The following is a 25,375-nucleotide window of genomic DNA, read 5'->3' on the forward strand; positions in this document are numbered from 1 at the left end:
CCGCGCGACCTCTCAGCCGGGAAGGTCGGCGATACGGGTCGACAGCTTCCGCAGCGTGGCCAGCTCGGATGGGCTGAGGTGGTCGAGGAAGCGGGAGCGTACCGATCCGACGTGGAGTGGGGCTGCGCCCTCGAGTACGGCGAACCCGGCGTCGGTCAGCGCCAGGATGCAGCCCCGCGCATCATCGGGGTCGGGCTCCTTGGAGATGAGCCCGCGCCTCTCCATCCGGGTCGCGTGATGGGACAGGCGGCTACGCGACCACTCGGCCTTGGCGGCGAGATCCTTCAGTCCCCAGCGGCGGTTCGGCTTCTCCGACAGGGTGCTCAGGACCTCGTAGTCGGCGGGCGAGAGTCCAGAGTCGCGCGTGAGATCTCGCCCGATGCGTGCCGGTAGGACGGTCAGCAGCCGCCGGAACGCGCGCCACGCTGCTTCCTCGTCGTCGGTCAACCACGGTGTGTCCACGCGGTCAACCGTACAGCTTGTTGACGTGTCATAGAAACTCGGTAGGGTCAGTGACATGTCAACGACCTTCAGAGATCCCATGCGCGTCCTCGTCATCGTGGCCAGCACCAGGCCGGGCCGGCTCGGCACGGCGATCGCCGACTGGTTCGTACGCGTCACCAAGGCCGACGCGGAGCACGGCGGGATCGCCGTCGACGTCGCCCACCTCGCGGAGCTCGACCTACCGCTGCTGGACGAACCCGAGCATCCGTCCGAAGGCGCGTACGTGCACGAGCACACCCGCCGCTGGAGTCAGCGGGTGGCCGCGGCCGACGCGTTCGTCATGATCACGCCCGAGTACAACTACGGAATGCCGGGGTCGCTGAAGAACGCGCTCGACTTCCTCTACCACGAGTGGGCATGGAAGCCTGTGGCATTCGTCAGCTACGGCAACACGTCGGCCGGCACGCGCTCGGTGCAGATGACCAAACAGGTCGTCACGACCCTGCGGATGATGCCCATTGGTGCGACCGTCGCATTGCGCATCGCCGACAGTACGAGCGACGGCCAGGTGGTCGAGTCCATGCAGATCGAGGAGACCGCACGAGGCGTGCTCGCCGAGCTGACCAGGGTGGCTGACGCGATGCACCCGCTGCGAGCGGACGCCGAGTCAGTCGGCGGACCGATCGACGGGTTGACCGTCGACCTGGCTCGCCCGGGCGACCTCGCGGAGGTGCTCGTACTCCAGCGCTGTTGCTGGGTCGAGGAGGCGCTCGCGAACGACACCCTCGACCTGGCACCGCTGCACGAGACGCTCGACGAGCTCCGGGAGTCGAGCAAGCAGTGGCGCCTGTGGTGCGTACGTCGGCACGGCCGGCTCATCGCGGCAGTCCGGGCGCGTGCGCACGGAGCGACGTGGATGATCGGTCGGCTGATGGTCGCGCCCGACTATGTCGGCAAGGGGATCGGCTCGTGGCTGCTCGAGTACGCCGAGCAGATGGCACCCGCCGAGGCCACCCAGTTCGCACTGTTCACCGGCCAGCGCAGCGAGCGCAACATCGGGCTGTACGAGCGCGCCGGGTACGCACTCACGTCGGCCGAGTCGATGCCGCCGCACAGCGTGTACCTCACGAAGCAGCGGGCGCTCGTCGGCTGATCCGAGCGTCCTCTCGGAGTCAGACGCCGATGGGGTGCCAGACGGTCTTCGTCTCCAGGAACGCCGTCATGCGTGTGATTCCCGGCTCGGTGCTCCAGTCGGTCTCGGACGGGCGTACGACCCGCTTGAGGTTGTCGGCCGACGCCTCTTCGAGCTCGGCGGCGAGCGTCTCGTCGGTGACGCCCGCGAGGTCGATCGCGTTGACGTCCCGGTGGGAGGCGAGCCACGGTGCGATCTCGGTCGCGTCGCCGGTGAGCACGTTGACGACGCCGCCCGGCAGGTCGGAGGTCGCGAGCACTTCCGACAGCGTGATGGCGGGCAGCGGTCGCTCGTACGAGGACACGACCACGACGGTGTTGCCGGAGACGATCGCGGGGGCGATGACACTGACCAGCCCGAGCAGTGACGAGTCCTGCGGTGCAACGACGGCCACGACACCGGTCGGCTCGGGGGTCGACAGGTTGAAGTGCGGCGTCGACACGGGGTTCGCATTGCCGACGACCTGGGTGAGCTTGTCCGACCACCCGGCGTACCAGACCCAGCGGTCGATTGCGGCGTCGACGGCGCGCGCGGCCTGGGCGGCGGTGAGGCCTTCGGATGCCTTGACCTCGCTGATGAACTGGTCGCGGCGGCCCTCGAGCATCTCGGCTGTGCGGTAGAGGATCTGCCCGCGGTTGTACGGGGTGCGCGTCGACCAGCCGCCGAACGCCTTGCGCGCCGCGCCGACCGCATCGCGGGCGTCCTTGCGCGATGCTTGCGCCGCGTTGGCGAGGAATCGTCCCTTGGCGTCGAGCGCTTCGTACGTACGCCCCGACTCCGAGCGCGGGAACGCGCCGCCGATGTAGAGCTTGTACGTCTTGCGTACGTCGAGCCTGGCCATCAGTTGCTCTCCTCGGTGAGGTACGCGGCGAGGCCGGGCTTGCCGCCCTCGCGGCCGTACCCGGACTCCTTGTAGCCGCCGAACGGGCTGGCCGGGTCGAACTTGTTGAACGTGTTGGCCCAGACCACGCCCGCGCGCAGCTGGTTGGCGATCGACAGGATCCGCGACCCCTTCTCGGTCCAGACGCCCGCGGACAGCCCGTAGGGCGTGTTGTTGGCCTTCTCGACCGCCTCGGCCGGCGTACGGAACGTCAGCACCGACAGCACGGGCCCGAAGATCTCCTCGCGCGCGATGCGGTGCGCCTGCGTCACGCCGGTGAAGATCGTCGGCGCGAACCAGAACCCGTTTGCCGGAAGCTCGCACGGCGGTGACCAGCGCTCGGCGCCCTCGGCATCGCCGATGGCGGACAGCTCGCGAATCCGGGCGAGCTGCTCAGCGGAGTTGATCGCGCCGATGTCTGTGTTCTTGTCGAGCGGGTCGCCGACCCGCAACGTGGTCATGCGTCGCTTCAGCCGGTCGAGCAGCTCGTCGTACACCGACTCCTGGACCAGCAGCCGCGAGCCCGCGCAGCACACGTGGCCCTGGTTGAAGAAGATGCCGTTGACGATGCCGTCGACGGCCTGGTCTACGGGTGCGTCGTCGAAGACGATGTTCGCGGCCTTGCCGCCCAGCTCCAACGTCACCTTCTTACGCGTGCCCGCGACCGAACGCGCGATGGCCTTGCCCACGTCGGTCGACCCGGTGAAGGCGACCTTGTCGACATCCGGATGCTCGACGATCGCCTGCCCGGTCGCCCCCGCCCCGGTCACGATGTTGACGACGCCGGGCGGCAGGTCGGCCTGCTGGCACACCTCGGCGAACAGCAACGCCGTCAGGGGAGTGGTTTCGGCCGGCTTGAGTACGACGGTGTTGCCGGCGGCCAGCGCGGGCGCGATCTTCCACGCCAGCATCATCAGCGGGAAGTTCCACGGGATGATCTGTCCCGCCACGCCGTGCGCCTTCGGGTTGGTTCCGAGGCCCGCGTACGCGAGCTTGTCGGCCCACCCGGCGTAGTAGAAGAACCACTGCGCGACGAGCGGGATGTCGGCGTCGCGGGACTCCTTGATCGGCTTGCCGTTGTCGAGCGACTCGAGCACCGCGAACTCGCGGGCACGCTCGGCGATGATGCGCGCGATCCGGTAGAGGTACTTCGCGCGTTCGGCGCCGGGCATCCGCGACCACACCCGGGTGTACGCGCGACGCGCTGCCGCGACGGCGCGGTCGACGTCCTCGGCGTTGGCCTCGGTGACCTCGGCGAGTACCTCCTCGGTCGCCGGGCTGATCGTCTTGAAGGACGCGGCCGAAGCGCCCTCGACGAACTCGCCGCCGATGAACAGCCCGTACGAGCTCCTGATGTCGACGACCGAGCGCGACTGCGGCGCCGGTGCGTACTCGAAGATCGGTTTGTCTGCCATCACAATGCTCCCCAATTGCCCTCAGTCGAGCGTGACGTAGTCGGGGCCGGAGTAGTGGCCCGTGAGCATCCGCTGGCGCTGCATGAGCAGGTCGTTCAGCAGGCTGGACGCGCCGAACCTGAACCAGTCGGGCGTCAACCAGTCGGGCCCGGCGATCTCGTTGACCACGACGAGGTACTTGATCGCGTCCTTGGTCGTACGAATGCCGCCCGCCGGCTTCACGCCGACCTGTCGTCCGGTCGCGGACCGGAAGTCGCGTACCGCCTCCAGCATCACCAGCGTCACCGGCAGGGTCGCGGCCGGCTGCACCTTGCCGGTGCTGGTCTTGATGAAGTCCGCTCCCGCCATCATGGCGAGCCACGACGCGCGCCGGACGTTGTCGTACGTCTGCAGCTCGCCGGTCTCGAAGATCACCTTCAAATGCGCGTGCGTGCCGTCGGCGCGCTCGCACGCGGCCTTGACCGCGACGATGTCGTCGTACACCCGCTGGTAATCGCCCGCCAGGAAGGCGCCCCGGTCGATCACCATGTCGATCTCGTCTGCGCCCGCCTCGACGGCCGTACGCGTGTCGTCGAGGCGGATCGACAGCGCGGCGCGGCCCGACGGGAACGCGGTCGCGACGCTTGCGACGTTGACGCCCGAGTCGCCGAGCGTCTGCTTGGCGACCGGTACGAGATCGGGGTAGACGCACACCGCGGCGGCGCGCGGACAGCTGCCGTCGGTCGGATCGGGTCGCATCGCCTTGTTCGACAGGGCGCGCACCTTGCCCGGGGTGTCCGCGCCCTCGAGCGTCGTCAGGTCGACCATCGAGATCGCCAGGTCGATCGCGTACTGCTTGGACGTCGTCTTGATCGACCGCCGCGAGAGGTCCGCGACACGCTCTTCGGCGCCGACCTGGTCGACGCCCGGCAACCCGGCCAGGAAACGTCGCAGCGAGTCGGCCGACCTGGTCGCCTCGTCAATCGTGGTGCTCACTCGGCAAGTCTAGGCCGTGGCCCGTTCCGTCACCGCCGCCACCGTGAGCCGCACGTTCCGGAGGCGACACGCGGGCGTTTCCCACCCGAACGTGCGGCTCACGGTGCGTTCGCTATCGTGCATCGGGCAGAATGGCCAGGTGGTTTCCGAGCAGTCGACCCTCGTCGAGCGATTCAAGCCAACCATCGGTCGGTGGTGGGGCATCATCGGGCTCGCCATGGTCGCGTTCGTCGTCGTGGCCGTGGTCTCGAGCGGGTCCGACGCGGCAACGCTTGCCGTCGCCCTCGGCATCGCGCTCCTCGGCTGGGCGACGTACGCCGCGCTCGTGCGACCGACGGTGCACGCGTACGAGGATCACCTGCTGCTGCGCAACGCGGTCACCGACCTGCGCCTCCCGTGGCGCCAGATCACCGACGTGGACGTACGCCAGACCCTGTGCGTGTACACCGGCATCGACAAGCACCACGGCATCGCGGTCGGCAAGAGCGCGCGCTACCTGATGCGTGGTGAGAAGCGGGCGCAGTCGCTGATGGCCACTCCGCAGGAGGAGAAGTTCGCGTCGAGGCCGACGATGACCGGCTCCGATGTGACCGGCATGCACTACGCCGACTACGTCACGGTTCGCATCGAGGCGCTGGCCAGGCAGCAGACCGACAAGGGCGGACTCGAGCGGGTCGAGCGGCACTGGGCCTGGCCGACGGTTCTCGTCGGCGCGGCGATGGTGGTCGTGTTCGTGGTCCTGGTCGTCGCCGCCAACCTCTGACGGGCGATCACACCTCGAGCAGGGCCGCGACGTCGGCACGTATCGCGTCGAGCCGGCCCGCGGCGGCAATCCTGGCGGCGGCGACACCCTCGACCGCGCCGGCCTCCGGCTGCACCACCGCCTCCAGATAGCACTTCAGCTTGGGCTCCGTGCCGGACGGGCGTACGACGACCCGCGCGTCCGCGGCCAGGACGAACCGGAGGCCGTTCGTGGGAGGCAGGCCGCCGTCCGGCCGGCTCAGGTCGTCGATCCGCTCGACGGCGAGGCCACCCAGCACGGCCGGGGGATCGCCGCGCAGGCGCTCCATCGCCTTGGCGATCAGGCCAAGGTCCGAGACGCGTACGGAGACCTGCCCCGTTGCGTGTACGCCGTGCTCGGCGGCGATCTCGTCGAGCCGGTCGAGCAGCGTACGTCCGTCGGCCTTCAGCCCGGCAGCCAGCTCGAGCACGCGTACGAGGGCCGAGATGCCGTCCTTGTCTCGGGCGATCTGCGGTGCGACCGCGTACCCGAGCGCTTCCTCATAGCCGTACGCGAGGCCGGGCACCCGCCCGATCCACTTGAAACCGGTGAGCGTCTCGGCGTACGGCTGGTCGTGCGCCGCGGCGAGCCGACGAAGCAGCGTCGACGACACGATCGTGGTGGCGTACGTGCCCGCGATGCCCTTGCGTAGCGCGGCATCGGCAAGCAGCGCGCCGGTCTCGTCGCCGCTGAGCATCCGCCACCCGTGCAGGTCGGGTACGCCGACGGCGCAGCGGTCTGCGTCGGGATCGTTCGCGATCACCACGTCGGCGTCGACCGCGCGGGCGAGCGCGAGTGCGAGGTCCATCGCGCCGGGCTCCTCGGGGTTGGGGAACGCCACGGTGGGGAACTCCGGGTCGGGCGCCGCCTGCTCGGCCACCGAGTGCAGCGCGGGGAAGCCCGCCGCGTCGACGACCTGGCGTACGACGGCGTCGCCGACGCCATGCATCGCGGTGTAGGCACAGGTGAGCTCGCGCGGGCTGTCGACCAGCGCCGCGACGGCTGCGACGTACGCGTCTCGGACGGCGTCGTCGAGGTGCGGGTAGCCGGTGTCGCGCGGCAACCGGTCGACGCGTCCGACGGCCGCGATCGCGGCGGCGATGTCGGAGTCGGACGGCGGCACGATCTGGCTGCCGTCACCGAGGTACACCTTGTAGCCGTTGTCTCGTGGCGGGTTGTGCGACGCCGTGACCATGACACCGGCGGAACAGTCCAGGTGGCGGATCGCGAACGCGAGCACCGGAGTCGGCAGTGGCTCGGGCAGCAGGTACGCGCGTACCCCGGCCGCGTGCATGATCTCCGCGGTGTCTCGGGCGAAGACCTCCGAGTTGTGCCGGGCGTCGTAGCCGACGACGACGCTCGGATCCGTCCCGCCGTCGCGGTTCAGGTACGCGGCGAGGCCGGACGCGGCTTGCGCGACGACGACGCGGTTCATGCGGTTCGGGCCGGCACCGAGCTCGCCGCGCAGTCCGGCGGTGCCGAACTCCAGGCGCCCGGCGAACCGGTCGGCGAGGTCGGCGAGAGCGGCGTCGTCGGACCGGGCGGCATCGACCAGCGCGGTGAGCTCGGCGCGAGTCGCCGGGTCGGGGTCCTGGTCGATCCAGGTGGCCGCGGCGTCGGACAGTGCATCGTAGGACGGCATGGGTGAAACCCTAACGACCCGCGCGTGCACTCGCGGACGGATAGGAAGCGGAACGCTCAGATACGCGGCAGAACGTCCGCCAGCAGCGCGCCCATACGCGCGGCGGCCGCATTGCCCGCCTCGAGGACCTCGGCGTGGTCGAGCGGTGCGCTGCCGACGCCCGCGGCGAGGTTGGTCACCAGCGACATGCCGAGCACCTCCATCCCGGCCTCGCGCGCCGCGATCGCCTCGAGAGTCGTCGACATGCCCACCAGGCTCGCACCGAGCCGGCCGGCCATCTCGACCTCGGCCGGAGTCTCGTAGTGCGGGCCGGGGAACTGCGCGTACACGCCTTCGGCAAGCGACGGGTCGGTCTCCCGGCACAGATCGCGCAGGCGCCGCGCGTACAGGTCGGTGAGGTCGACGAAGTTCGCGCCGACGATCGGAGACGTCGCGGTCAGGTTGATGTGGTCGCGGATGAGTACGGGTGTGCCCGGAGTCCAGCTCGGGTCGAGTCCGCCGCATCCGTTGGTGAGGACGATCGCCCGGCAACCGGCGGCCGCGGCGGTACGTACGCCGTGCACGACCGAGGAGACGCCGCGCCCCTCGTACAGATGGGTGCGGCCGAGGAAGACGAGCACGCGTCGGTCGCCCATCGGGATGGATCGGACGGTACCGCCGTGACCCGCGACCGCGGGCGCGGCGAAGCCGGGGAGATCGGCGGTCGGCAGCTCGTGCTCCGCCGCACCGAGCGCATCGGCGGCGGGCAGCCAGCCCGATCCCATCACGAGGGCGACATCGTGCTCGGCGCCGGTGATCTCGCGTAGTCGGTCGGCAGCAGAGCGGGCGGTCGCGTACGGGTCGGCGGGGGTGTGTGGAACGGTCACGGGCGGCAAGCCTAAACCCGCACGACGCGCGCCGCCCCACGCGGTCACCGACGGCGAATGCGAACGGTGCGGTGCACCTTCGACGCGTGTTGCCAACGCGTGAACGTCAGGCGGTGCTTCCGGACGGCCGGCCGCGGCAGCGTGATGGTCGCCCGGCCACCACCGAGCCGACGCCTCGCGAGAACCGTGCCATTCCCCCTCTGGACGCGCACCACTGTGGGCTGATGCGCGTTCCGACGTTCTGATTTAGGCTTGGCTTACCTAAATAGAACTGGGATGATCAGGTGTTGCCGTGCCTGGCCACGATCAGGGTGGACCACGGCCACGTCGAGGAGGAGAGCGATGACCGCAGCGGTCGAGACGATGAAGCTGTCGCAGCTGGTGCGCGCCGGATCGCGCGCCGAGCACACGGCGGCGGAGTCGTCGGACTTCGTCGCGCGGCTGTTGGACGGACGAGCCGGGCGAGACGAGTACGCCGCGTACGTACGTCGGCTCGCCGAGGTGTACGACGCGCTCGAGTCCGTCGGCCGTGCCCATGCCGACGATCCGATGGTCGGGGTGGTCGTCGATCCGCTCCTCGAGCGCGGTGATGCCCTGGCGGCGGATCTCGCTCACTGGGTCGGCCCGGATTGGCGCGCGACACCGCTGGACAGCCCGGCGACGGCTGCATACGTCGACCGGATCCGTACTGCGACGGCGGAATGGGGCGGGCTGTACATCGCGCACCACTACACGCGCTATCTCGGAGACCTGTCCGGAGGCCAGGCGATCGGGCGGGTCGTCGCCCGCACGTACGACCTGCCGAGCGGTGTCGGCACCGCGTTCTACGCGTTCTCGGGAATCCCGAAACCCAAGCCCTACAAGGATGCGTACCGCACTCGGCTCGACGCACTGCGCCTCAGTGAGGTCGACAAGCAGCGGATCGTCGGCGAGGTCAAGCGCGCGTTCCGGCTGAACGAAGCGATCTTCGCCGAACTGGCAGCCCGCTGAGGGTCGGTCGCCAAGCCTTGCGGATCCGCACCTTTTGATCCGTTACGGCGCCGTCGGCTGAGGTACGTGGGTGGTGACGGACGCCGTGACGGACCAAGAGCTAGGCGCCGCGGTGATTGCCGTTCGCTCCTGCAACATTGGAGCCCGGGCCCTTCGGCAGAGGCTTTCGGTTCCGTGCACTTTCATCTGTGGAGCCGGCGGGCGGCCTCGGCGATCGAGCCGGTGATCGACGGGTAGACAGTGAACGACTGCGCGACCTGGTCGACCGTGAGGCGGCAGTTGACCGCAATCGAAACGGCGTGGATCAGCTCGCTGGCCTGCCGTCCGACGACCACACCGCCGATCACGATGCCCGTGCCGGGAAGGCAGAACAGCTTCACGAAGCCGTCGCGTATGCCCTGCATCTTCGCTCGCGGGTTGCCGCCGAGCTGGATCGTCTGCGTACGCGCCTCGATGGTGCCGCCGTCGATGTCCTGCTGGGTGTAGCCGACGGTTGCGATCTCGGGCGAGGTGAACACGTTGCTCGCGACCTCACGCAGGTCGAGCGGGGAGACCGCGTCGCCGAGCGCATGCGACATCGCGATCCGGCCCTGCATGGCTGCGACAGATGCGAGCATGAGGACGCCGGTGCAGTCGCCGGCCGCATACACCCCGCGGCCGGTCGTACGCGACACCTTGTCGACGGTGACGAAGCCGGCGTCGTCGACATCGACGCCGGCCGTGTCGAGGCCGATGTCGGACGAGTTGGGGATCGACCCGATCGCGAGCAAGCAATGCGATCCGTCGACGATTCGGCCATCGGTCAGCGTGACGCGTACGCCATCGCCGATCCGCTCGACCTGCTGCATCCGCGAGCGCGACATGACCTCCATGCCGCGCCGGGTGAAGACCTCTTCGAGCACGAGCGCCGCGTCGGCGTCCTCGCCGGGCAGTACCCGGTCGCGGCTCGAGACGAGTACGACCTCGCTGCCGAGCGCCTTGTACGCGCCCGCGAACTCCGCGCCGGTGACGCCGGAGCCGACGACGATCAGTCGCTCGGGAAGGGCGTCGAGATCGTAGACCTGCTCCCAGGTGAGGATCCGCTCGCCGTCGGGCAACGCGCTCGGGGATACCCGCGGATGCGCGCCGGTCGCCACCAGCACGACATCGGCAGCGAGCGTCTCGGTGCCTCCGTCGGCGAGCTCGGCCACGACCTTGTCGGGTCCGTCGAGCCGACCGGTGCCGTCGAGTACGCGGACGGACTCGCGTTCGAGCCGGCGCTCGATGTCGCCGGACTGTGCCTGCGCGAGGGCCTTGACCCGGGTGTTGACGCGGCCGAGGTCGACAGTGACCGGACCGTCGTCGGACGCATCCACGCCGAGCTGTACGCCGAGCTCACCCGCGCCCTCGACCTCGGCCATCAGCTCGGAGGTCGCGATCAGGGTCTTGCTCGGAACGCAGTCGGTGAGAACCGTCGAGCCGCCGATGCCGTCACGGTCGACGATCGTGACCTCTGCCCCCAGCTGGGCGGCCACCAGAGCCGATTCGTAGCCGCCCGGTCCGCCTCCGATGATCACCACATGAGTCACCCGCCCATTCTCGCATCGAGGGCCTGCTGCAAGGCCCGGCCACCGTCCGTGACCGAACTACACGTCGGTTCTTCAGCGCAAGGGCTTCCCAATTCGCCTACAGCATGCACACAATCGACTGCAGGGAGTAGTCACATCAGTAACATCCGCCACATCTGGCGCAGGAGGGGATTCGATGAGCCGTCTCGGGACGGTCATGCTGGGCGTGCTTGCCGCGATCGCGGCGACACTCGCACCGACGGGTACGAACGCGAGCCCGGCAGCACGCACCACCGACGGACAACACACGCAGGTCGACGCGCTCCACGTACCGCGGGCGGCCGGTGACCGAAGCGCCGACGGGCAGGTCGCGCGGCTCGCACCGACGACGACCGACGACTACGCGATGGTCGCCGTGACCTGGGCGGCCGATGCCCGCGTGCGGGGCCTGCAGGTGCGCATACGTACGCGCGGATCCGACGGGTGGAGCGGCTGGCAGCACCTCGAGGTCGATAGCGACGCACCGACGGGCGGCGCAGTGGCGGGTACCGTCCCGCTGTGGGTCGGCGATGCCGACGGCGTCGCCGTGCAGGTGAGTGCGGACGGCCGGCTGCCCGCCGACGTACGCGTCGTCACGATCGACCCCGCGGGCGTACCGGCCTCGCGCGCCGCCCGGCTGCCCTCGGCAGGTGGCCCCGTCGGCAAGCCGCGCTTCCCCCGACGCCCTCCGATCGTCACCCGAAAGGGCTGGAACGCAGACCCCGACCTCGGAGACAAGTGCTTCGCACCGATCTACGGGAAGACGACCAAAGCGGCGTTCGTCCACCACACAGTGGGTACGAACAACTACTCGCCGGCCGACAGCGCCGCGATCGTGCAGGGCATCCAGGCGTACCACACGCAGGGACGCGGCTGGTGCGACATCGGCTACAACTTCCTCGTCGACCGGTTCGGTCGCATCTTCGAGGGTCGCAAGGGTGGCATGAACCGACCCGTCCGCGGGGCGCACTCGGGTGACTTCAACACCGACTCGATGGGCGTGTCGATGATGGGCAACTTCGATACGGCACGGCTGTCGAAGCGGTTGAAGAATGCGGTCGTGCGGCTCGTCGGGTGGCGACTCGGCACCAACTACGTTTCGCCGCGCGGACGAACGACGATGCAGGGCAAGCGCCTCAACCGGATCTCGGGTCACCGCGACGTGATGTCGACCGCGTGCCCCGGCAAGCACGGGTACGCCTGGCTGCCGCGACTCCGAAAGCGGGTGGGTACGTACCTGTCGCGCTTCGAGTCCGGGATCCGCGACTCGTTCGCCCGCCGGCGGACCGGCCCCGTGTTCATCGGTGAGCGGCGCCTCAAAGGCGGTCGGCAGACCGTCTTCACGCGCGGCCGGGGGTACTCGACCGCCAAGGCCGGTCCGCACTACGTACCGCGCAGCCCGCTGCTCGCCGGATACCGCGAGCGTGGCGGGCCGGGTGGAGCGCTCGGCTTCCCGGTGAGCAACTACCGGAAGACGAAGGTCAGCGGCCTCCATCGGGTCGCGACCGAGAAGGGCCGGCTGTTCGAGAACCGCGCCGACAAGGTGTACGCGCTCACCGGCGCGATCGAGCGCGCGTACCTGCGGCGCGGTGGTGTCTCGGGCAGGCTCGGCACACCGCGCTCCGACTCCGTGCCGACGCGCCGCGGCGCCAAGGCACGGTTCGCGAACGGCAGCATGCACTACGACAAGCGGACCAAGAAGGTCACCGTGAAGGTCTGGTGAGGGGGTTGATCGACTTGCGGGCATCTGCTTCGCGTCTGCGTGCTCCCGTTGCCGTGGTGGTTCCGTTGCTGGTCACCGTGCCGTTGTTCGTGGCTGCCGGTCCCAGTGCCGCCGAAGCGGATGACGACAGTGGCGAGGGCTGGGCAGTGGCGGCCGATCCGCCGGCGGCCGTACGTACCTCCGAACGGGCCGCCGTCAGGATCGAGGGGCGCGGCTACGGGCACGGCATCGGCATGTCGCAGTACGGCGCGCAAGGCGCGGCCCGCAAGGGACTGTCGTACCGGCAGATCGTGCGGTTCTACTACCCGAACACGAAGCTCGCGGTCAATCGCGGGTTCCTCCGGGTGCTGCTGACCGCAGACACCACCGACACGGTCATCGTGCGGCGGGCGCGTGGACTGACAGTGCGCGACTCCGCAGACAACAAGGCGTTCAAGCTGCCCGCACGCAAGGGCGTACGCGAGTGGCGGATCGTCCCTGCCGTCGGCAAACCGGCCAAGTCGGCGGTGCAGTACCGCGACTCCAACGGCTGGCACCGCTGGCGGGTGCCGGGTCGGCGGCTGCTGCGCGGAGACGGCACGTTCCGCCGGCCTGGTCCGCTGCGGCTCATCATGCCCGACGGGTCGACGCAGGCGTACCGAGGTGCATTGCGGTCGGCATCGCCGAGCCCGTCGAGCCACACGCGCGACACCGTCAACGTGCTGCGCCTGCAGAACTATCTCAAGGGCGTCGTGCCGGTAGAGATGCCGTCGTACTGGTCGCAGCCGGCACTGCGCGCGCAGGCGGTCGCGGCGCGGTCGTACGCACTGAACCTCAAACGCCGTGACGGTCACGCTCACTACGACGTGTGCGACACGACGAGCTGCCAGGTATACGGCGGCTACCGGGTCGAGACCGACGCGACGAACGCGGCCGTGAAGGCGACGTCGGGAGAGACCGTCGAGTACAAGGGCAAGCCCGCGCTCACGATGTTCTCCTCGTCGTCCGGTGGCTGGACGGCATGGGGTGGGCTGCCCTACCTGCGCGCCCACCGCGACCGGTACGACCGCTGGGCCGGAAACCCTATGCGCAGCTGGAAGGCACGCGTGTCGAGATCGACGCTCGAGCGGGCGTACCCGGCGCTGGGTCGGCTGAAGGCGGTGCGAGTGGTCAAGCGGAACGGCCACGGTGCCTGGAACGGCCGCGCGCAGCGGGTGGCGCTCCGAGGCACCGGCACGACGGTGCGGCTCAGCGGCAGCGACTTCCGCTCGCTGCTCGGCCTGCGCTCCGACTGGGTCCGCATCAAGCGGTGAGGAGAGGATCCCGGCCCGGTGAGGAGAGGAACCCGGCCCGGTGAGGAGAGGAACCCGGCCCGGTGAGGAGGGGAACCCGGCCCGGTGAGGAGAGGATCCCGGCCCTGAGCCGGCCAGAATCCGCTCGCGAAGGGGCCGGAAGTCTCTCCTCACCGGGCCAGAACTCTCTCCTCACCGTTCTCAGGAAAGGACGAGGAGGAGGTCGCCGCCCTCGGCCTGCCTGCTGGAGTCGATGGCGAGGCGCTCGACCGTGCCCGCGGTCGACGCGGTGATCGTGGCCTCCATCTTCATCGCCTCGATCGTCGCGACGGCCTGACCGGCATCGACGGTGTCTCCGACGGCGACGGTGGGCGTCACCACGCCGGCGAACGGCACGGCCACCTGCTTCGGGTTCGACCCGTCCGCCTTCTCGGCCGAGACGACGTCGACGGCGATCGCGCGATCGCGCACGGTAACCGGCCGGAGCTGGCCATTCAGCGTGCACATGACCGTACGCAGCCCGCGCTCGTCCGCGTCGCTGATCGCCTGCAGACCAAGGATGAGCGTCTTGCCCTCCTCGATCTCGACCTCCGAGTCATGGTCGGTGTCGAGCCCGTACCAGAAGGCGGTGCTCGGCACGACCGACAGGTCACCGTACTCGTCGCGGGCGCGCAGGCAGTCGTCCGTCGGTCCGGGGAAGAGCAGCCGGTTCAGCGTCCCCTGCCGGTCGGTCTTGAGGCCGCCGCGCTCGTCGGCCGAGAGCTCGGCGGCCGGGGCCTTATGGGTACGCCCCGCGAGCGCGCGCGTACGGAACGGCTCCGGCCAGCCGCCGGGAGGGACGCCGAGGTCGCCGGACAGGAAGCCGATCACGGAGTCGGGCACGTCGAAGCGACCGGGGTCGGCGGCGAACTCCTCGGGATCCGCGCCCACGGCCACGAGATGCAGCGCCAGGTCGCCGACGACCTTGCTCGACGGCGTCACCTTGACGATGTTGCCGAGGATGTCGTTCGCCGCGGCGTACATGTCCTCGATCTGCTCGAACTTCTCGCCGAGGCCGAGCGCGATCGCCTGCTGGCGCAGGTTCGACAGCTGCCCGCCCGGGATCTCATGCGTATAGACACGTCCGGTCGGCGCGGGCAGCGCCGACTCGAACGGCGCGTACAGGCGCCGGGTGGCTTCCCAGTACGGCTCGAGGTCGTTGATCGCGTCGAGGTCGAGGCCGGTCTCGCGGGGTGCGTGGTTGGTGCTCGCGACCAGCGCCGACAACGGGGGCTGGCTCGTCGTGCCCGACACTGCGGCGTTCGTGGCGTCCACGGCGTCGACGCCCGCATCGATGGCCGCGAGCAGGGTCGCGAGCTGTCCACCCGCGGTGTCATGCGTGTGCAGGTGAACGGGCAGGTCGAAACGGCTGCGCAGTGCCTCTACCAGCGTTCGGGCCGCGGGTGCGCGCAGCAGCCCCGCCATGTCCTTGATCGCGATGACATGGGCGCCCGCGTCCACGATGCGCTCGGCCAGCCCGAGGTAGTAGTCGAGCGTGTACAGCGACTCGCGCGGATCGCTCAGATCGCCCGTGTAGCAAAGCGCGACCTCGGCGACCGCAGTGTCGGTCGCGCGTACGGCCTCGATCGCGGGTCGCATCTGCTCGACGTCGTTGAGCGCATCGAAGATGCGGAACACGTCGATGCCAGTCTGTGTCGCCTCGCTGACGAACGCATCCGTGACCTCGGTCGGGTAGGGCGTGTAGCCGACCGTGTTGCGGCCGCGCAGCAGCATCTGCAGGCAGATGTTCGGGACTGCCTCGCGTAGCTGGGCGAGTCGGTCCCACGGATCCTCGTGCAGGAACCGCAGCGCGACGTCGTACGTCGCGCCGCCCCACGCCTCGAGCGACCACAGCTGCGACGTCGTGCGGGCGACGTGGGGTGCGACGCCGAGCAGGTCGGCCGTGCGTACTCGGGTGGCAAGCAACGACTGGTGCGCATCTCGGAAGGTCGTATCCGTGACCGCGACATTCTCCTGTGTACGCAGGAGTCTCGCGAACTCGACAGGACCGACGTCGCGCAGCAGCTGGCGGGTGCCGGGCGGAGGCGCCGTCGACAGGTCGCACTCGGGAAGCTTGCTGACCGGGTCGATGCTAACCGGTCGCGCGCCGTGCGGCCGGTTGACCGTCACGTCGGCGAGGTACCGCAGGAGCCGGGTACCGCGGTCGGCCGAGTGCACCTGCGTGAGCAGCTGCGGGTTGTTGTCGATGAACGACGTCGACAGCTTGCCGGCCTTGAAGTCGGGGTTGCCCAGCAGCGCGAGCAGGAACGAGATGTTCGTGGCGACGCCACGGATCCGGAACTCCGCGATCGCCCGCTCCGCGCGCTCGACGGCGGAAGGGAAGTCGCGCCCGCGGCACGTCAGCTTGGTCAGCATCGAGTCGAAATGCGCGCTGACCTCGGCCCCGGTGTACGTCGTGCCGCCGTCGAGTCGCACACCTGCGCCGCCGGGGGAGCGGTACGTCGTGATGCGTCCCGTGTCGGGGCGGAAACCGTTCGCGGGGTCCTCGGTGGTGATGCGGCACTGCAGCGCGGCGCCGCGTACTCGGATGGAGTCTTGGGTGAGCCCGAGATCGGCGAGCGTCTCGCCGGAGGCGATTCGCATCTGCGCCTGGACGAGGTCGACGTCGGTGACCTCCTCGGTGACGGTGTGCTCGACCTGGATGCGCGGGTTCATCTCGATGAACACGTACGAGCCGTCGGGAGCGACCAGGAACTCCACCGTGCCGGCGCAGGTGTAGCCGATCGCCGTCGCGAACCGCACCGCGTCGGCGCAGATGTTCGCTCGCAGGTGGGGGTCGAGGTGCGGTGCGGGCGCGATCTCGACGACCTTCTGGTGCCGTCGCTGCACCGAGCAGTCGCGCTCGTACAGATGCACGACCTCGCCGGTGCCGTCGGCGAGGATCTGCACCTCGATGTGGCGCGGGTCGACGACCGCCTGTTCGATGAAGACGGTCGAGTCGCCGAACGCGCCCTCGGCCTCGCGCATTGCGGCCTCGATCGAGGGTCGAAGCTCGGGTGCGGTGTCGACGCGTCGCATACCGCGTCCGCCGCCGCCCGCGACGGCCTTGACGAACAGCGGGTACGAAAGCGCGTCGGCGGCCGCGACGAGCTCGTCGACGTCGGTGCTCGGCGGCACGGAGCCGAGGGTGGGTACGCCGGCCTCCTTCGCGGCGGCGATCGCGCGCGCCTTGTTGCCGGTCAGCCGCAGCACGTCGACGCTCGGCCCGATGAACGTGATGCCGGCGTCTGCGCAGGCTTGCGCCAGGGCGGGGTTCTCGCTCAGGAAGCCGTAGCCCGGGTAGACCGCATCGGCGCCCGCCGCGACGGCGGTCGCGACGATGCCGTCGGGATCGAGGTACGCGCGTACGGCGTGTCCGCGCTCGCCGATCTGGTAGGCCTCGTCGGCCTTCAGCCGGTGCTCGGACCCACGGTCCTCGTACGGGAAGACGGCGACGGTGCGCGCGTCCAGCTCGTACGCGGCCCGGAACGCGCGAATGGCGATCTCGCCGCGGTTGGCGACCAGCACCTTGGAGAACATGCGCCGAGGCTATCTCGGAAGGTCCGGTACCCGGGATGATCGGTCTCGCTCACCGGGATGCCCCTTCGCTGACGGCTCGGTGGTGCGGGAGCGACGGCTCAGCCGCGGCGGCTCTTCAGCCGGCCGAGCAGGTCCGGCTCGAGCGCGCCGTACCCGGTGCTCGCCCACGGCTCGATCTCGAGTGCGAAGTAGTGCCGCGGTCGCCCGTCGTACGGGAAGTCGAGCACGTCATCGGGCATCCGCCCCGCGTCGATGGTGTCGGCGCACGTCGCGCACGCCGGTACGTCGACGCCTGCGGCCGCCCCGCGCCAGCTCACGGTGCGGGTCGAGTCGCCGTGCAGTGGGTTGAGATAGCAGGGGCGCGTGGGCTCCCACTCCCGGCCGGCGACGGCGGCGTCGAGTGCCGAGTCGCCCCGGGCCGCGAGCACGATGACGCCGACGGTGTCGGCAGAGGAGTGCGGGCCGTCGAGCATGCGCCGGGCGATCGTGTGGTGCTCGACGGCCTGCTGCCACGCGTCGTCGGCTCGCAGCGACGTGGACTCCTCGATGCGTGCTCCGAGTGCCGTCAGGGCACGCCGCGCCCTCTTCTCCCGACGCCGACGTTCGGTGGCAAGGGTCGCACCGAGGTTCGGCACCGGGACCTCGAACCGGCTCGCCGAGCCGCTCGAACCACTCGGATCACCCGACCTGCGCCGGCGTGCCAGCAGTGCGACGCCGGCGGCGACCAGTGCGAGCACGACCACGACGCCGATGCCCATCGTGATGCCGGCGCCGGAGTCCTCGGTCGTCGAGTCGGTGCCCTGGCCTGACGTCGTCGTACCGGTGTCGGGCGCCGGCGTATTCTCCCCGGCCGCCTCGGTTCCTTGCTCACGGTTGCCGTTGTGCTGGCCGTCGCGGTCAGGCTTGTTGAGCCGCTTGTACACAGTGCGCGCATCGCCCCCGGCGACGAGCCGGGCGGTGTCGACGACCTGGTCGGCCACGCCGTTCGGGTGGCGGAGCTTCGCCGACTCCGTTGCATAGAAGGGATCCGGTGCACGGCCGAAGGCGTACGCGGCGACCTGGAGGTTTCCGGTGCCCTCGATGCCGATGTACGTGCCATGCGGGTCGACGTGCTTGCGCATCGAGGCGAACAGCTGCTCGACGTTCCCGTGGAATCGAGGATGGTCGGCGGGGACCTTGATCAGGGCGACATGGATCGGTGGCCGGTGCTCGGCGACGGCCTTCTCGATGAGTCGCTCGACCCGCGGCGAGAACTTCGAGCGAAGCCCCGGCGAGATCCAGACGCCGTCGCGTCCGAGCTCACGCTCGATCTTGTGCAGGCTCTTGTCATTGATCCTCAACGATGCCTCGCCGATGGGCTCTGGGCGTTGGGACCTACGTTGCTGATCTGTTTGGACGACATCGAAGCGTTTCGTTCAATCCTTGATCTCATGTGTGCGCGGCCACGAGACCGATGCGCTGGGACGAGTGCGGTGATCGTATCGGATCGCTGCCGACGCGCCCCTCGTCCCTCACTCCTCACGACTCCCGCAGCCGGCCGAGCAGATCGGCGTCGAGCGATCCATAGCCCGTGTCGCTCCAGGGCGGCAGGTCGAGCGAGAAGTAGTGCTGGGGTACACCCTCGCTGACGAAGTCGAGGATGTCGTCGGGTGTGCGCCCTCCGTCAAGGGAGTCCGCGCACGCCGCGCACGCGGGTACGTCGACGCCGTTGTCGCCTCCCCACTGGGCGGTACGCACCGCGGCGCCGTGGAGGGGATTGAAATAGCACGGGGTGACCGCGGTCCATTCGTCGCCGTCGAGTGCGGCATCGAGTGCGGAAGCGCCGCGCTCGGCGAGCACGATCGCTCCGACGATGTCGGCCGGAGCCGACGATCGGTCGAGGATCCGCCGCGCCTGCCCGTAATGGTCGAGTGCCGCCTGCCAGGCGTGGCTGGCGCCACTCATCGGTGCGTCGTCGATCCGCTCGCCTAGATGCAGTACGTCGTCGTTCGCACGTTTGTGCAGACGCTGTTCTTCGGCCGCACGGATGGTCGACATGACATTCGTCGGAAGGGCGAAGCCGTCCTTCGCGCGGCGCTGCTTTCGTACGAGCAGCCCGATACCGATCGCCACGACGACTGCGGCGACCACGAGCCCGGCGACGAGGCCGACGCCCAGTCCGGAGTCGTCGGACGACTGCGTGCCTCCGGGGACCGATCCCGACTCCTCCAACCGGTTGTACACCTCGAGGGCAGTGCCGTTCTCGATCAGGCCGATGGTGTCGACGACCTGGTCGGTCAGATCGTCGGGATGTCTCGCCTCGGCCGCCCACGCGGCGTACATGGCGTCGTCGTCGCCTCCGATCGAAGTCGCTGTGACGGCCGGCTTCTCGTAGTTCTCCAACCCCAGGAACGTGCCCTGAATGCCCGTGTCGTTGCTGACGATGGTGAACATCGCCTCGACATCGCCATGCAGCATCGGGTCGTCGTACGGGACCTCCACGAGGGCGACGTACACGTCTTCCTTCGCGTCGTCGACGGCGTGCTCGATCCGGTCCTCGTCGGCTCGGGAGACGCTCGAGCGAAGGTCGGGCGAGACCCACACCCCGTCGTCCTGCAGCGCGTTCTCGATGCGCTTCAGCGGTACGTCGTCGTCGGCAGTCATGCCGGTCTCCGCAACGGGATCGCGATCCAGACGATGAACAACAAGGCGAGGTACGCACCGGCAGCGAACAGCACGCCGGCGGCGAACCCGCCGCCGGGTCCACCCCAGAAGTCGGAGCCTTCCACGAGCGGTTCCTCCGGTTGCTGTGCGACCGCCGAGGCATAGCGTTCGAGCGCGACGTGATCACGGCCGAGCAGCGTGTCGGTGTCGATGTAGGCGAATCCGACACCGCGGCTCGTCTCGCTCGCGCTCAGGCGTTCGTCGACGATGGCGTACAGGCCGTCCTCGCCGATGTGGTCGGCGATGATGTCGACGGCGTTGTAGTTCTGGTAGTAGCCGGCGCTGGTCGTGTCCGTCATGTACGCCAGGTAGAACGGCTGGTCGGCCGACTCGACCGCCTGCTGGATGTCGGCGAACTGGCGATCGGTGAGCCGGTGACGGAGCTCGGGTGCGACGTAGAACGAGTCCTGTTCGAGCCCTTCCATCGCGGCCGCGAGCCGGTCACCGGGCTCGATGTCGGCGGCGGACGCCTTGTCAGTCGGGCGGTTCGTCAGGACGACGGCGGCGATCGCGGCAGCGACGAGCCCGGCAATGGCGGCGATTCCCCACGCCAGTGGCCACGACAGCTTCATCGCATCGACTCCAACACGAGGTCGCCGAGGTCGTCGGCAACGCTTCCGAATCCAGTCCGGGCCCACACGTCGTCGCGCTCGTAGTACGGACGTTTGCGGCGCCCGTCGGGTACGACCAGCACGTCCGGCGTGCGCCCCGACTCCTGCTTTTGCTCGCACGCGACGCACACCGGGACGCGCAGCTCCGCGTCGCCGAACTGCCAGCCGACTTGCGTCGCGCTCTCGCCGTGCAGAGGGTTGAAGTAGCAGCATCGGTACGCTTCGGAGTCCGCCGACTCGCACGCGCGGACGACGTCACGGCGCCCAGACCGCGCGAGAACCAGGGCGCCGACGACGTCGGCGAGGTCGTCGCTGTCGCGGACATGTTCGGAGGCGTCGCGTGCCAACATCGCCTGCTGGGCGTACTCGGGATGAGGTACGTCGGCGGGGGCGCGCGCCAGGTCCTGGACGAGCTCGGTGAGCTCGTGTCCGGCGCGGGTGCGTACGTCGTCGATGCTGATCTCGACGGCCTGCGCGCGCGGCTTCGACTGCTTCGGGTCGCGTCGCCGTCGTGGCCACGCGTTCCGCAACGTCTGTTGCCCGACGAGCAGGACGAGCAGGCCGATCGTCGTCGCCGCCATCCACACGAAACCCGTGCGTGAGTCCGGCGCAGGGCCCACGAGCTCGGCCGTGGAAACGTACGCGTGCGGGATCTGTGCGAGCTCCTCGACCTCGTCACCGGACATCGTGGCGTACGAGTCGGCCCCCGACTCCGGGGGCGGATCGTCGGCCGAGCGCAGTGCGATCTCCGCGGCGACGGGCGGCGAGAGAGCCCGGATTCTGTCGCCATGTGTGTCGGTCAGGCGCTCGTTCACGAGCCGTGAGTTGTCCGACGACATCAGCGACAACGTCGTGCCGTCGACGTCGACGCCCCACGCCTCCACCTCCAAGGTTCCGTCCGAGGTCTGCACGACGTACAGACCCGGTCGACGGAGTTGGTTGTGCAACACCTGAATGAGATAGCCCGACGGATCGTCCGTCTGCTCCTTGACTTCTTGCGGTACGTTCACGAGCGCGACGTAAGTGTCGAACGGTAGGCCTGCCGCCAGCTCGGCGAGTCGCCGCTTCGCGCCCGCGGTATCGCCGGCGCCCATCCTCTCGTGGACGAGGATCGGATCGTCCTCGAGCGTGTCGACGATCTCGCCGACGGTACCGGCGTAGTCGTCCGCGCCGGCGGGTGCGGCCATGGCGAGACAGCCGACCGCGCACAACGCGGCCACTAGGGCGCGTCCCACAAACCTGCGTCGATCAGGGAGCGGGTCTCCGCGCCCGATCCGGCAAGGCGCGGGAGCGCTGGCGTAGCCCGTCCCTACTTCGAGCGACCGCAACGAAGCTGGGCGGGATGCGGAGGCACGCGAGCCGGCGGGGGTTTGCGGGACACGCCCTAGGGCCCGAGACAACGAATGCAAGCCCGCGTCAGCCCTTGATCTCGCAGATCGCGCTTCCCGCCGTGACCGTCGCGCCCGGGTCCGCGTCGAGCCCGGTGATCGTGCCCGACTTGTGGGCGTTCAGCGGCTGCTCCATCTTCATTGCCTCGAGCACGATCACGAGATCGCCCTCGGCGACCTGCTGGCCCTCCTCGACCGCGACCTTGACGATCGTGCCCTGCATGGGGGACGTGAGCGCATCCCCACTGGCGGCCGCGCCGGCCTTCTTCGAGCCTCCGCGTTTCGGCTTCCGCGTCGCACCTGCACTCGACGCGACCGCGCCGAGCCCGCCGGGGAGAACGACCTCGAAGTCGCTTCCCGCCGACCTCGACGGTGATCCGCTCGCGCTCCTGCTCCTCGACCGGCTCGGTCGCGCCGTCGTACGGCGGGATCTGGTTGTCGAAGTCGGTCTCGATCCAGCTCGTGTACACGCCGAACGACGTCCCGTCGCCGACGTACGCGGGATCGTCGACCACCGTGCGGTGGAACGGCACGACGGTGGGCATCCCGTCGACGACGAACTCGTCGAGCGCGCGTCGCGAGCGGGCGAGAGCGTCGTCGCGACTGCGTCCGGTGACGATCAGCTTCGCGACCAGCGAGTCGAACGACCCGGGGATCGTCTCGCCCTCGACGTACCCGGCGTCGACGCGTACGCCCGGGCCGGACGGCGGGCGCCAGGCCGTGAGGGTGCCGGGTGCGGGCAGGAAGCCCCGGCCGGCGTCCTCGGCGTTGATGCGGAACTCGATCGAGTGTCCGACGATCTCGGGATCGTCGTACCCGAGCTCCTCGCCGGCGGCGATGCGGAACATCTCGCGGACGAGATCGAGGCCGGTGACCTCCTCGCTGACCGGATGCTCGACCTGCAGCCGGGTATTGACCTCGAGGAACGAGATGGTGCCGTCCTGGCCGACCAGGAACTCGCACGTACCCGCACCGACGTACCCCGCCTCGCGCAGGATCGCCTTGCTGGACTCGTAAAGCGTGGCCAGCTGGTCGTCGGTCAGGAACGGCGCGGGCGCCTCCTCGACGAGCTTCTGGTGGCGGCGCTGCAGCGAGCAGTCGCGGGTCGACACGACGACGACGTTGCCGTGCTTGTCGGCCAGGCACTGTGTCTCCACGTGTCGTGGACGGTCGAGGTAGCGCTCGACGAAGCACTCGCCGCGCCCGAAGGCCGAGACGGCCTCGCGTACGGCCGACTCGTACAGCTCGGCGACCTCCTCACGGTTGCGGGCGACCTTGAGCCCGCGTCCGCCGCCGCCGAACGCGGCCTTGATCGCGATGGGCAGCCCGTGCTCGTCGGCGAACGCGACCACCTCGTCGGCGCTCTCGACCGGATCCTTGGTGCCGGGTACGAGCGGCGCTCCGACCCGTTGCGCGATGTGTCGTGCCTGCACCTTGTCGCCGAGCGCCGTGATCGCCTCGGGCGGCGGGCCGATCCAGGTGAGTCCGGCCTCGCCGACGGCCGTGGCGAAGTCGGCGTTCTCGGCCAGGAAGCCATAGCCGGGGTGCACGCTGTCGGCGCCGCTGCGGGTGGCGACCGCGATGATCTTGTCGATCGACAGGTACGAGTCGCCGGGCGTCGCGCCGTCCAGGGAGTATGCCTCGTCGGCCATCCGTACGAAGACCGCGTCGCGGTCGGGCTCGGCGTAGACGGCGACGCTCGCGATGCCGGCGTCTTTGCACGCGCGGATGACCCGGACGGCGATCTCGCCGCGGTTCGCGACCAGAACCTTGGTCAGCGGGCGGTCACCTTGGTGCTTGCTCACGGCGCGACTCTCCTAGCGCTTCGAGGGTTTGCGACCAGCTGAGTCTATGGCGCGCGGCCGGATCCGTGGTGTGAGGCTTCTCGCATGCGTCGAGGTACGGATGCCGGCCCATGGGACGCTCGCCATGGGCGCGAATCCGTACCTCGACGACTACTGCCGGGCCGGCACGGTCGAAGGGCGGATGTTGTGGTTCAGATGGAAGACGTTGTCGGGGTCGTACGCGTCCTTGACCGCGACCAGCTGCGCCCACTGCCCGTCGGAGTAGGCGCGATGGACCGAGTCGGCGGTGTCCTCGCTCAGCGCGTTGACGTACGCGCCGCTCGCATACGGCTCGAGTGCTGCGGCGAACGTCCGTGCACCGGCGATCTCGGTGGCGTCGTCGGCGGCATCCATCCACCGCGCGGCGGTCACCAGCTCGTACGCCGTGTCGCGGTAGCTGAATGCGGTGGCGTCCGACGGTACGTCGGCGATCGCGCCGCCGTACGCCTGCAGCGAGGCACTGGCCCGGAATCCGTCTGCTGCCGCCGCGTCGAGCAGCGCATCGATCGCGTCGTCGCCGAGCTCGCGGAAGTAGTGACCCTTCCAGTAACGCCGCAGCGTATGGCGGCCCACCGTGTCATCGCGGGTCTGCAGCTCGACGTACGACTGGTGCTCGACCCGTTCGTCGACCGCGCTGCCCAGCGCACGTAGCTGCGGCAGGAGCCGCTCGCCCTCGTCCGCATCGCCGACCCAGACGTACCCGATGCAGATGGTGTCGTGGGAGATCGCGGCCTTGAACGTCGCCGCTCTCGGCGCGGTCGCGTTGAGGTCGCGCCAGCCGCGGAGCGCATCGCGGGCACTCGCGAGGGGGTAGTCGAGCTCGACGGTCATCGCACTGGTGCCGGTGTCGTGCAGCTCGAACTCGAAGTCGGTGACCACACCGAAGTTGCCGCCTCCTCCCCGCAGTGCCCAGTACAGGTCCGGGTGGCTGTCGGCACTCGCGACGACCACCTCCGCGTCGGCGGTGACGACCTCGAACGAGCGCACGTTGTCGCACGAGAGTCCGTACGTGCGGGCGAGCCATCCCATGCCGCCGCCGAGTGTCAGCCCGCCCACCCCGGTGTGCGACACGTTGCCCGCGGTCGTCGCCAGCCCGTACGGCTGGGTGGCGCGGTCGAGTGCGCCGAGCAGCGCGCCGCCTCGTACGCGAGCGAGCCGGGCGTCCGGGTCCACGCGAACCTCGGCGAGCGGGGTCAGGTCGATCATCAGACCGCCCTCGGGCACGGCGTGGCCGACGATGCCGTGGCCGCCGCAGCGTACGCCCACGTCGAGGTCGTGCTCTCTCGCCGTACGCATCGCGGCCACGACGTCACGTACGCTCGCGCACCTCGCGATCATCGCGGGCCGCTTGTCGACCATGGCGTTCCACACGGTGCGTGCGTCGTCGTAGTCCTTGTCACCCGGGCGTACCACCTGGCCGTCGAGGTCGTCAGTTCTCAGCATCGTTGCTCCCCATAACTGTTCGATCCATGAACTGTAGTGGAC

18 protein-coding genes and 1 pseudogene are annotated in these 25,375 nt (G+C 69.6%); 5 read left to right on the plus strand and 14 right to left on the minus strand.

Annotation, left to right across the window (positions count from 1 at the left end):
* Positions 1-12: 12 nt before the first annotated feature.
* The gene (locus tag L0C25_RS15690; protein ID WP_271632618.1) at positions 13-462 is read right to left on the minus strand and encodes a MarR family winged helix-turn-helix transcriptional regulator; all 450 of its coding nucleotides are present in this window, start codon (positions 460-462) and stop codon (positions 13-15) included.
* A gap of 55 nt (positions 463-517) precedes the next feature.
* On the opposite strand from L0C25_RS15690, the gene L0C25_RS15695 reads away from it, so the two are divergent.
* The gene (locus tag L0C25_RS15695) at positions 518-1,597 is read left to right on the plus strand and encodes a GNAT family N-acetyltransferase (protein ID WP_271632619.1); all 1,080 of its coding nucleotides are present in this window, start codon (positions 518-520) and stop codon (positions 1,595-1,597) included.
* 19 nt (positions 1,598-1,616) lie between these two features.
* On the opposite strand, the gene L0C25_RS15700 is transcribed toward L0C25_RS15695, so the two are convergent.
* Genes L0C25_RS15700 through deoC form a run of 3 tightly spaced genes read right to left on the minus strand, consistent with a single transcriptional unit; the run spans position 1,617 to position 4,906 of the window.
* A complete protein-coding gene (locus L0C25_RS15700) occupies positions 1,617-2,477 on the minus strand; it encodes an aldehyde dehydrogenase family protein (RefSeq protein WP_271632620.1) in 861 nt (286 codons plus the stop codon).
* Complete coding sequence (locus L0C25_RS15705; protein WP_271632621.1) at positions 2,477-3,931, minus strand: aldehyde dehydrogenase family protein; 1,455 nt, start codon at positions 3,929-3,931, stop codon at positions 2,477-2,479. Before L0C25_RS15705 ends, L0C25_RS15700 begins: the two co-directional genes overlap by 1 nt.
* 21 nt (positions 3,932-3,952) lie before the next feature.
* Complete coding sequence (deoC, locus tag L0C25_RS15710) at positions 3,953-4,906, minus strand: deoxyribose-phosphate aldolase (protein ID WP_271632622.1); 954 nt, start codon at positions 4,904-4,906, stop codon at positions 3,953-3,955.
* Between the two features lie 139 nt (positions 4,907-5,045).
* On the opposite strand from deoC, the gene L0C25_RS15715 reads away from it, so the two are divergent.
* Positions 5,046-5,669, plus strand: coding sequence for a hypothetical protein (locus L0C25_RS15715; protein WP_271632623.1), 624 nt, complete (start codon positions 5,046-5,048; stop codon positions 5,667-5,669).
* Positions 5,670-5,676: 7 nt separating this feature from the next.
* On the opposite strand, the gene L0C25_RS15720 is transcribed toward L0C25_RS15715, so the two are convergent.
* A complete protein-coding gene (locus L0C25_RS15720; protein WP_271632624.1) occupies positions 5,677-7,329 on the minus strand; it encodes a phospho-sugar mutase in 1,653 nt (550 codons plus the stop codon).
* A 56-nt stretch (positions 7,330-7,385) separates the two neighbouring features.
* Positions 7,386-8,195, minus strand: a complete 810-nt coding sequence (locus tag L0C25_RS15725) for a purine-nucleoside phosphorylase (protein WP_271632625.1) — start codon at positions 8,193-8,195, stop codon at positions 7,386-7,388.
* Positions 8,196-8,537: 342 nt separating this feature from the next.
* Here L0C25_RS15725 and L0C25_RS15730 point away from each other — a divergent pair, with 342 nt between their 5' ends.
* On the plus strand, positions 8,538-9,185 hold the full coding sequence (locus L0C25_RS15730; RefSeq protein ID WP_271632626.1) for a biliverdin-producing heme oxygenase: 648 nt from the start codon (positions 8,538-8,540) through the stop codon (positions 9,183-9,185).
* A gap of 182 nt (positions 9,186-9,367) precedes the next feature.
* On the opposite strand, the gene L0C25_RS15735 is transcribed toward L0C25_RS15730, so the two are convergent.
* On the minus strand, positions 9,368-10,753 hold the full coding sequence (locus L0C25_RS15735; protein WP_271632627.1) for an NAD(P)H-quinone dehydrogenase: 1,386 nt from the start codon (positions 10,751-10,753) through the stop codon (positions 9,368-9,370).
* A gap of 175 nt (positions 10,754-10,928) precedes the next feature.
* Here L0C25_RS15735 and L0C25_RS15740 point away from each other — a divergent pair, with 175 nt between their 5' ends.
* Both L0C25_RS15740 and L0C25_RS15745 read left to right on the plus strand, forming a co-directional pair.
* Positions 10,929-12,494, plus strand: a complete 1,566-nt coding sequence (locus tag L0C25_RS15740; RefSeq protein ID WP_271632628.1) for an N-acetylmuramoyl-L-alanine amidase — start codon at positions 10,929-10,931, stop codon at positions 12,492-12,494.
* A gap of 56 nt (positions 12,495-12,550) precedes the next feature.
* Entirely contained in the window at positions 12,551-13,786 is a 1,236-nt protein-coding gene (locus tag L0C25_RS15745) for a SpoIID/LytB domain-containing protein (protein ID WP_271632629.1), read from the plus strand.
* Positions 13,787-13,966: 180 nt separating this feature from the next.
* On the opposite strand, the gene L0C25_RS15750 is transcribed toward L0C25_RS15745, so the two are convergent.
* The 7 genes and pseudogenes from L0C25_RS15750 to L0C25_RS15780 all read right to left on the minus strand — a co-directional run bounded on the left by L0C25_RS15750 (position 13,967) and on the right by L0C25_RS15780 (position 25,333).
* The gene (locus L0C25_RS15750) at positions 13,967-17,344 is read right to left on the minus strand and encodes a pyruvate carboxylase (protein ID WP_271632630.1); all 3,378 of its coding nucleotides are present in this window, start codon (positions 17,342-17,344) and stop codon (positions 13,967-13,969) included.
* A gap of 98 nt (positions 17,345-17,442) precedes the next feature.
* Positions 17,443-18,684, minus strand: coding sequence for a hypothetical protein (locus tag L0C25_RS15755; RefSeq protein ID WP_271632631.1), 1,242 nt, complete (start codon positions 18,682-18,684; stop codon positions 17,443-17,445).
* Between the two features lie 178 nt (positions 18,685-18,862).
* On the minus strand, positions 18,863-19,987 hold the full coding sequence (locus L0C25_RS15760) for a hypothetical protein (protein WP_271632632.1): 1,125 nt from the start codon (positions 19,985-19,987) through the stop codon (positions 18,863-18,865).
* Positions 19,984-20,619, minus strand: a complete 636-nt coding sequence (locus tag L0C25_RS15765) for a hypothetical protein (RefSeq protein ID WP_271632633.1) — start codon at positions 20,617-20,619, stop codon at positions 19,984-19,986. The genes L0C25_RS15760 and L0C25_RS15765 overlap by 4 nt, the downstream gene beginning before the upstream one ends.
* Positions 20,616-21,845 carry a hypothetical protein gene (locus L0C25_RS15770; RefSeq protein WP_271632634.1) on the minus strand — a complete coding sequence of 410 codons (1,230 nt, stop codon included), beginning with the start codon at positions 21,843-21,845 and terminating at the stop codon, positions 20,616-20,618. Before L0C25_RS15770 ends, L0C25_RS15765 begins: the two co-directional genes overlap by 4 nt.
* 229 nt (positions 21,846-22,074) lie before the next feature.
* A pseudogene (locus L0C25_RS15775) lies at positions 22,075-23,851 on the minus strand (acetyl/propionyl/methylcrotonyl-CoA carboxylase subunit alpha).
* Between the two features lie 150 nt (positions 23,852-24,001).
* Positions 24,002-25,333, minus strand: coding sequence for an FAD-binding oxidoreductase (locus L0C25_RS15780; protein ID WP_271632635.1), 1,332 nt, complete (start codon positions 25,331-25,333; stop codon positions 24,002-24,004).
* Positions 25,334-25,375 lie beyond the last annotated feature (42 nt).

The sequence above is a fragment of the Solicola gregarius genome (assembly GCF_025790165.1).
Lineage (GTDB): Bacteria > Actinomycetota > Actinomycetes > Propionibacteriales > Nocardioidaceae > Solicola > Solicola gregarius.

What these genes read in the sequence shown, in the direction of transcription:
- L0C25_RS15750 (WP_271632630.1), bottom strand. Translation starts at nt 17,344, where the DNA reads ATGTTCTCCAAGGTGCTGGTCGCCAACCGCGGCGAGATCGCCATTCGC.
- L0C25_RS15780 (WP_271632635.1), bottom strand. Translation starts at nt 25,333, where the DNA reads ATGCTGAGAACTGACGACCTCGACGGCCAGGTGGTACGCCCGGGTGAC.
- L0C25_RS15760 (WP_271632632.1), bottom strand. Translation starts at nt 19,987, where the DNA reads ATGACTGCCGACGACGACGTACCGCTGAAGCGCATCGAGAACGCGCTG.
- L0C25_RS15730 (WP_271632626.1), top strand. Translation starts at nt 8,538, where the DNA reads ATGACCGCAGCGGTCGAGACGATGAAGCTGTCGCAGCTGGTGCGCGCC.
- L0C25_RS15740 (WP_271632628.1), top strand. Translation starts at nt 10,929, where the DNA reads ATGAGCCGTCTCGGGACGGTCATGCTGGGCGTGCTTGCCGCGATCGCG.
- L0C25_RS15770 (WP_271632634.1), bottom strand. Translation starts at nt 21,845, where the DNA reads ATGGCCGCACCCGCCGGCGCGGACGACTACGCCGGTACCGTCGGCGAG.
- L0C25_RS15705 (WP_271632621.1), bottom strand. Translation starts at nt 3,931, where the DNA reads ATGGCAGACAAACCGATCTTCGAGTACGCACCGGCGCCGCAGTCGCGC.
- L0C25_RS15695 (WP_271632619.1), top strand. Translation starts at nt 518, where the DNA reads ATGTCAACGACCTTCAGAGATCCCATGCGCGTCCTCGTCATCGTGGCC.
- L0C25_RS15700 (WP_271632620.1), bottom strand. Translation starts at nt 2,477, where the DNA reads ATGGCCAGGCTCGACGTACGCAAGACGTACAAGCTCTACATCGGCGGC.
- L0C25_RS15765 (WP_271632633.1), bottom strand. Translation starts at nt 20,619, where the DNA reads ATGAAGCTGTCGTGGCCACTGGCGTGGGGAATCGCCGCCATTGCCGGG.
- L0C25_RS15720 (WP_271632624.1), bottom strand. Translation starts at nt 7,329, where the DNA reads ATGCCGTCCTACGATGCACTGTCCGACGCCGCGGCCACCTGGATCGAC.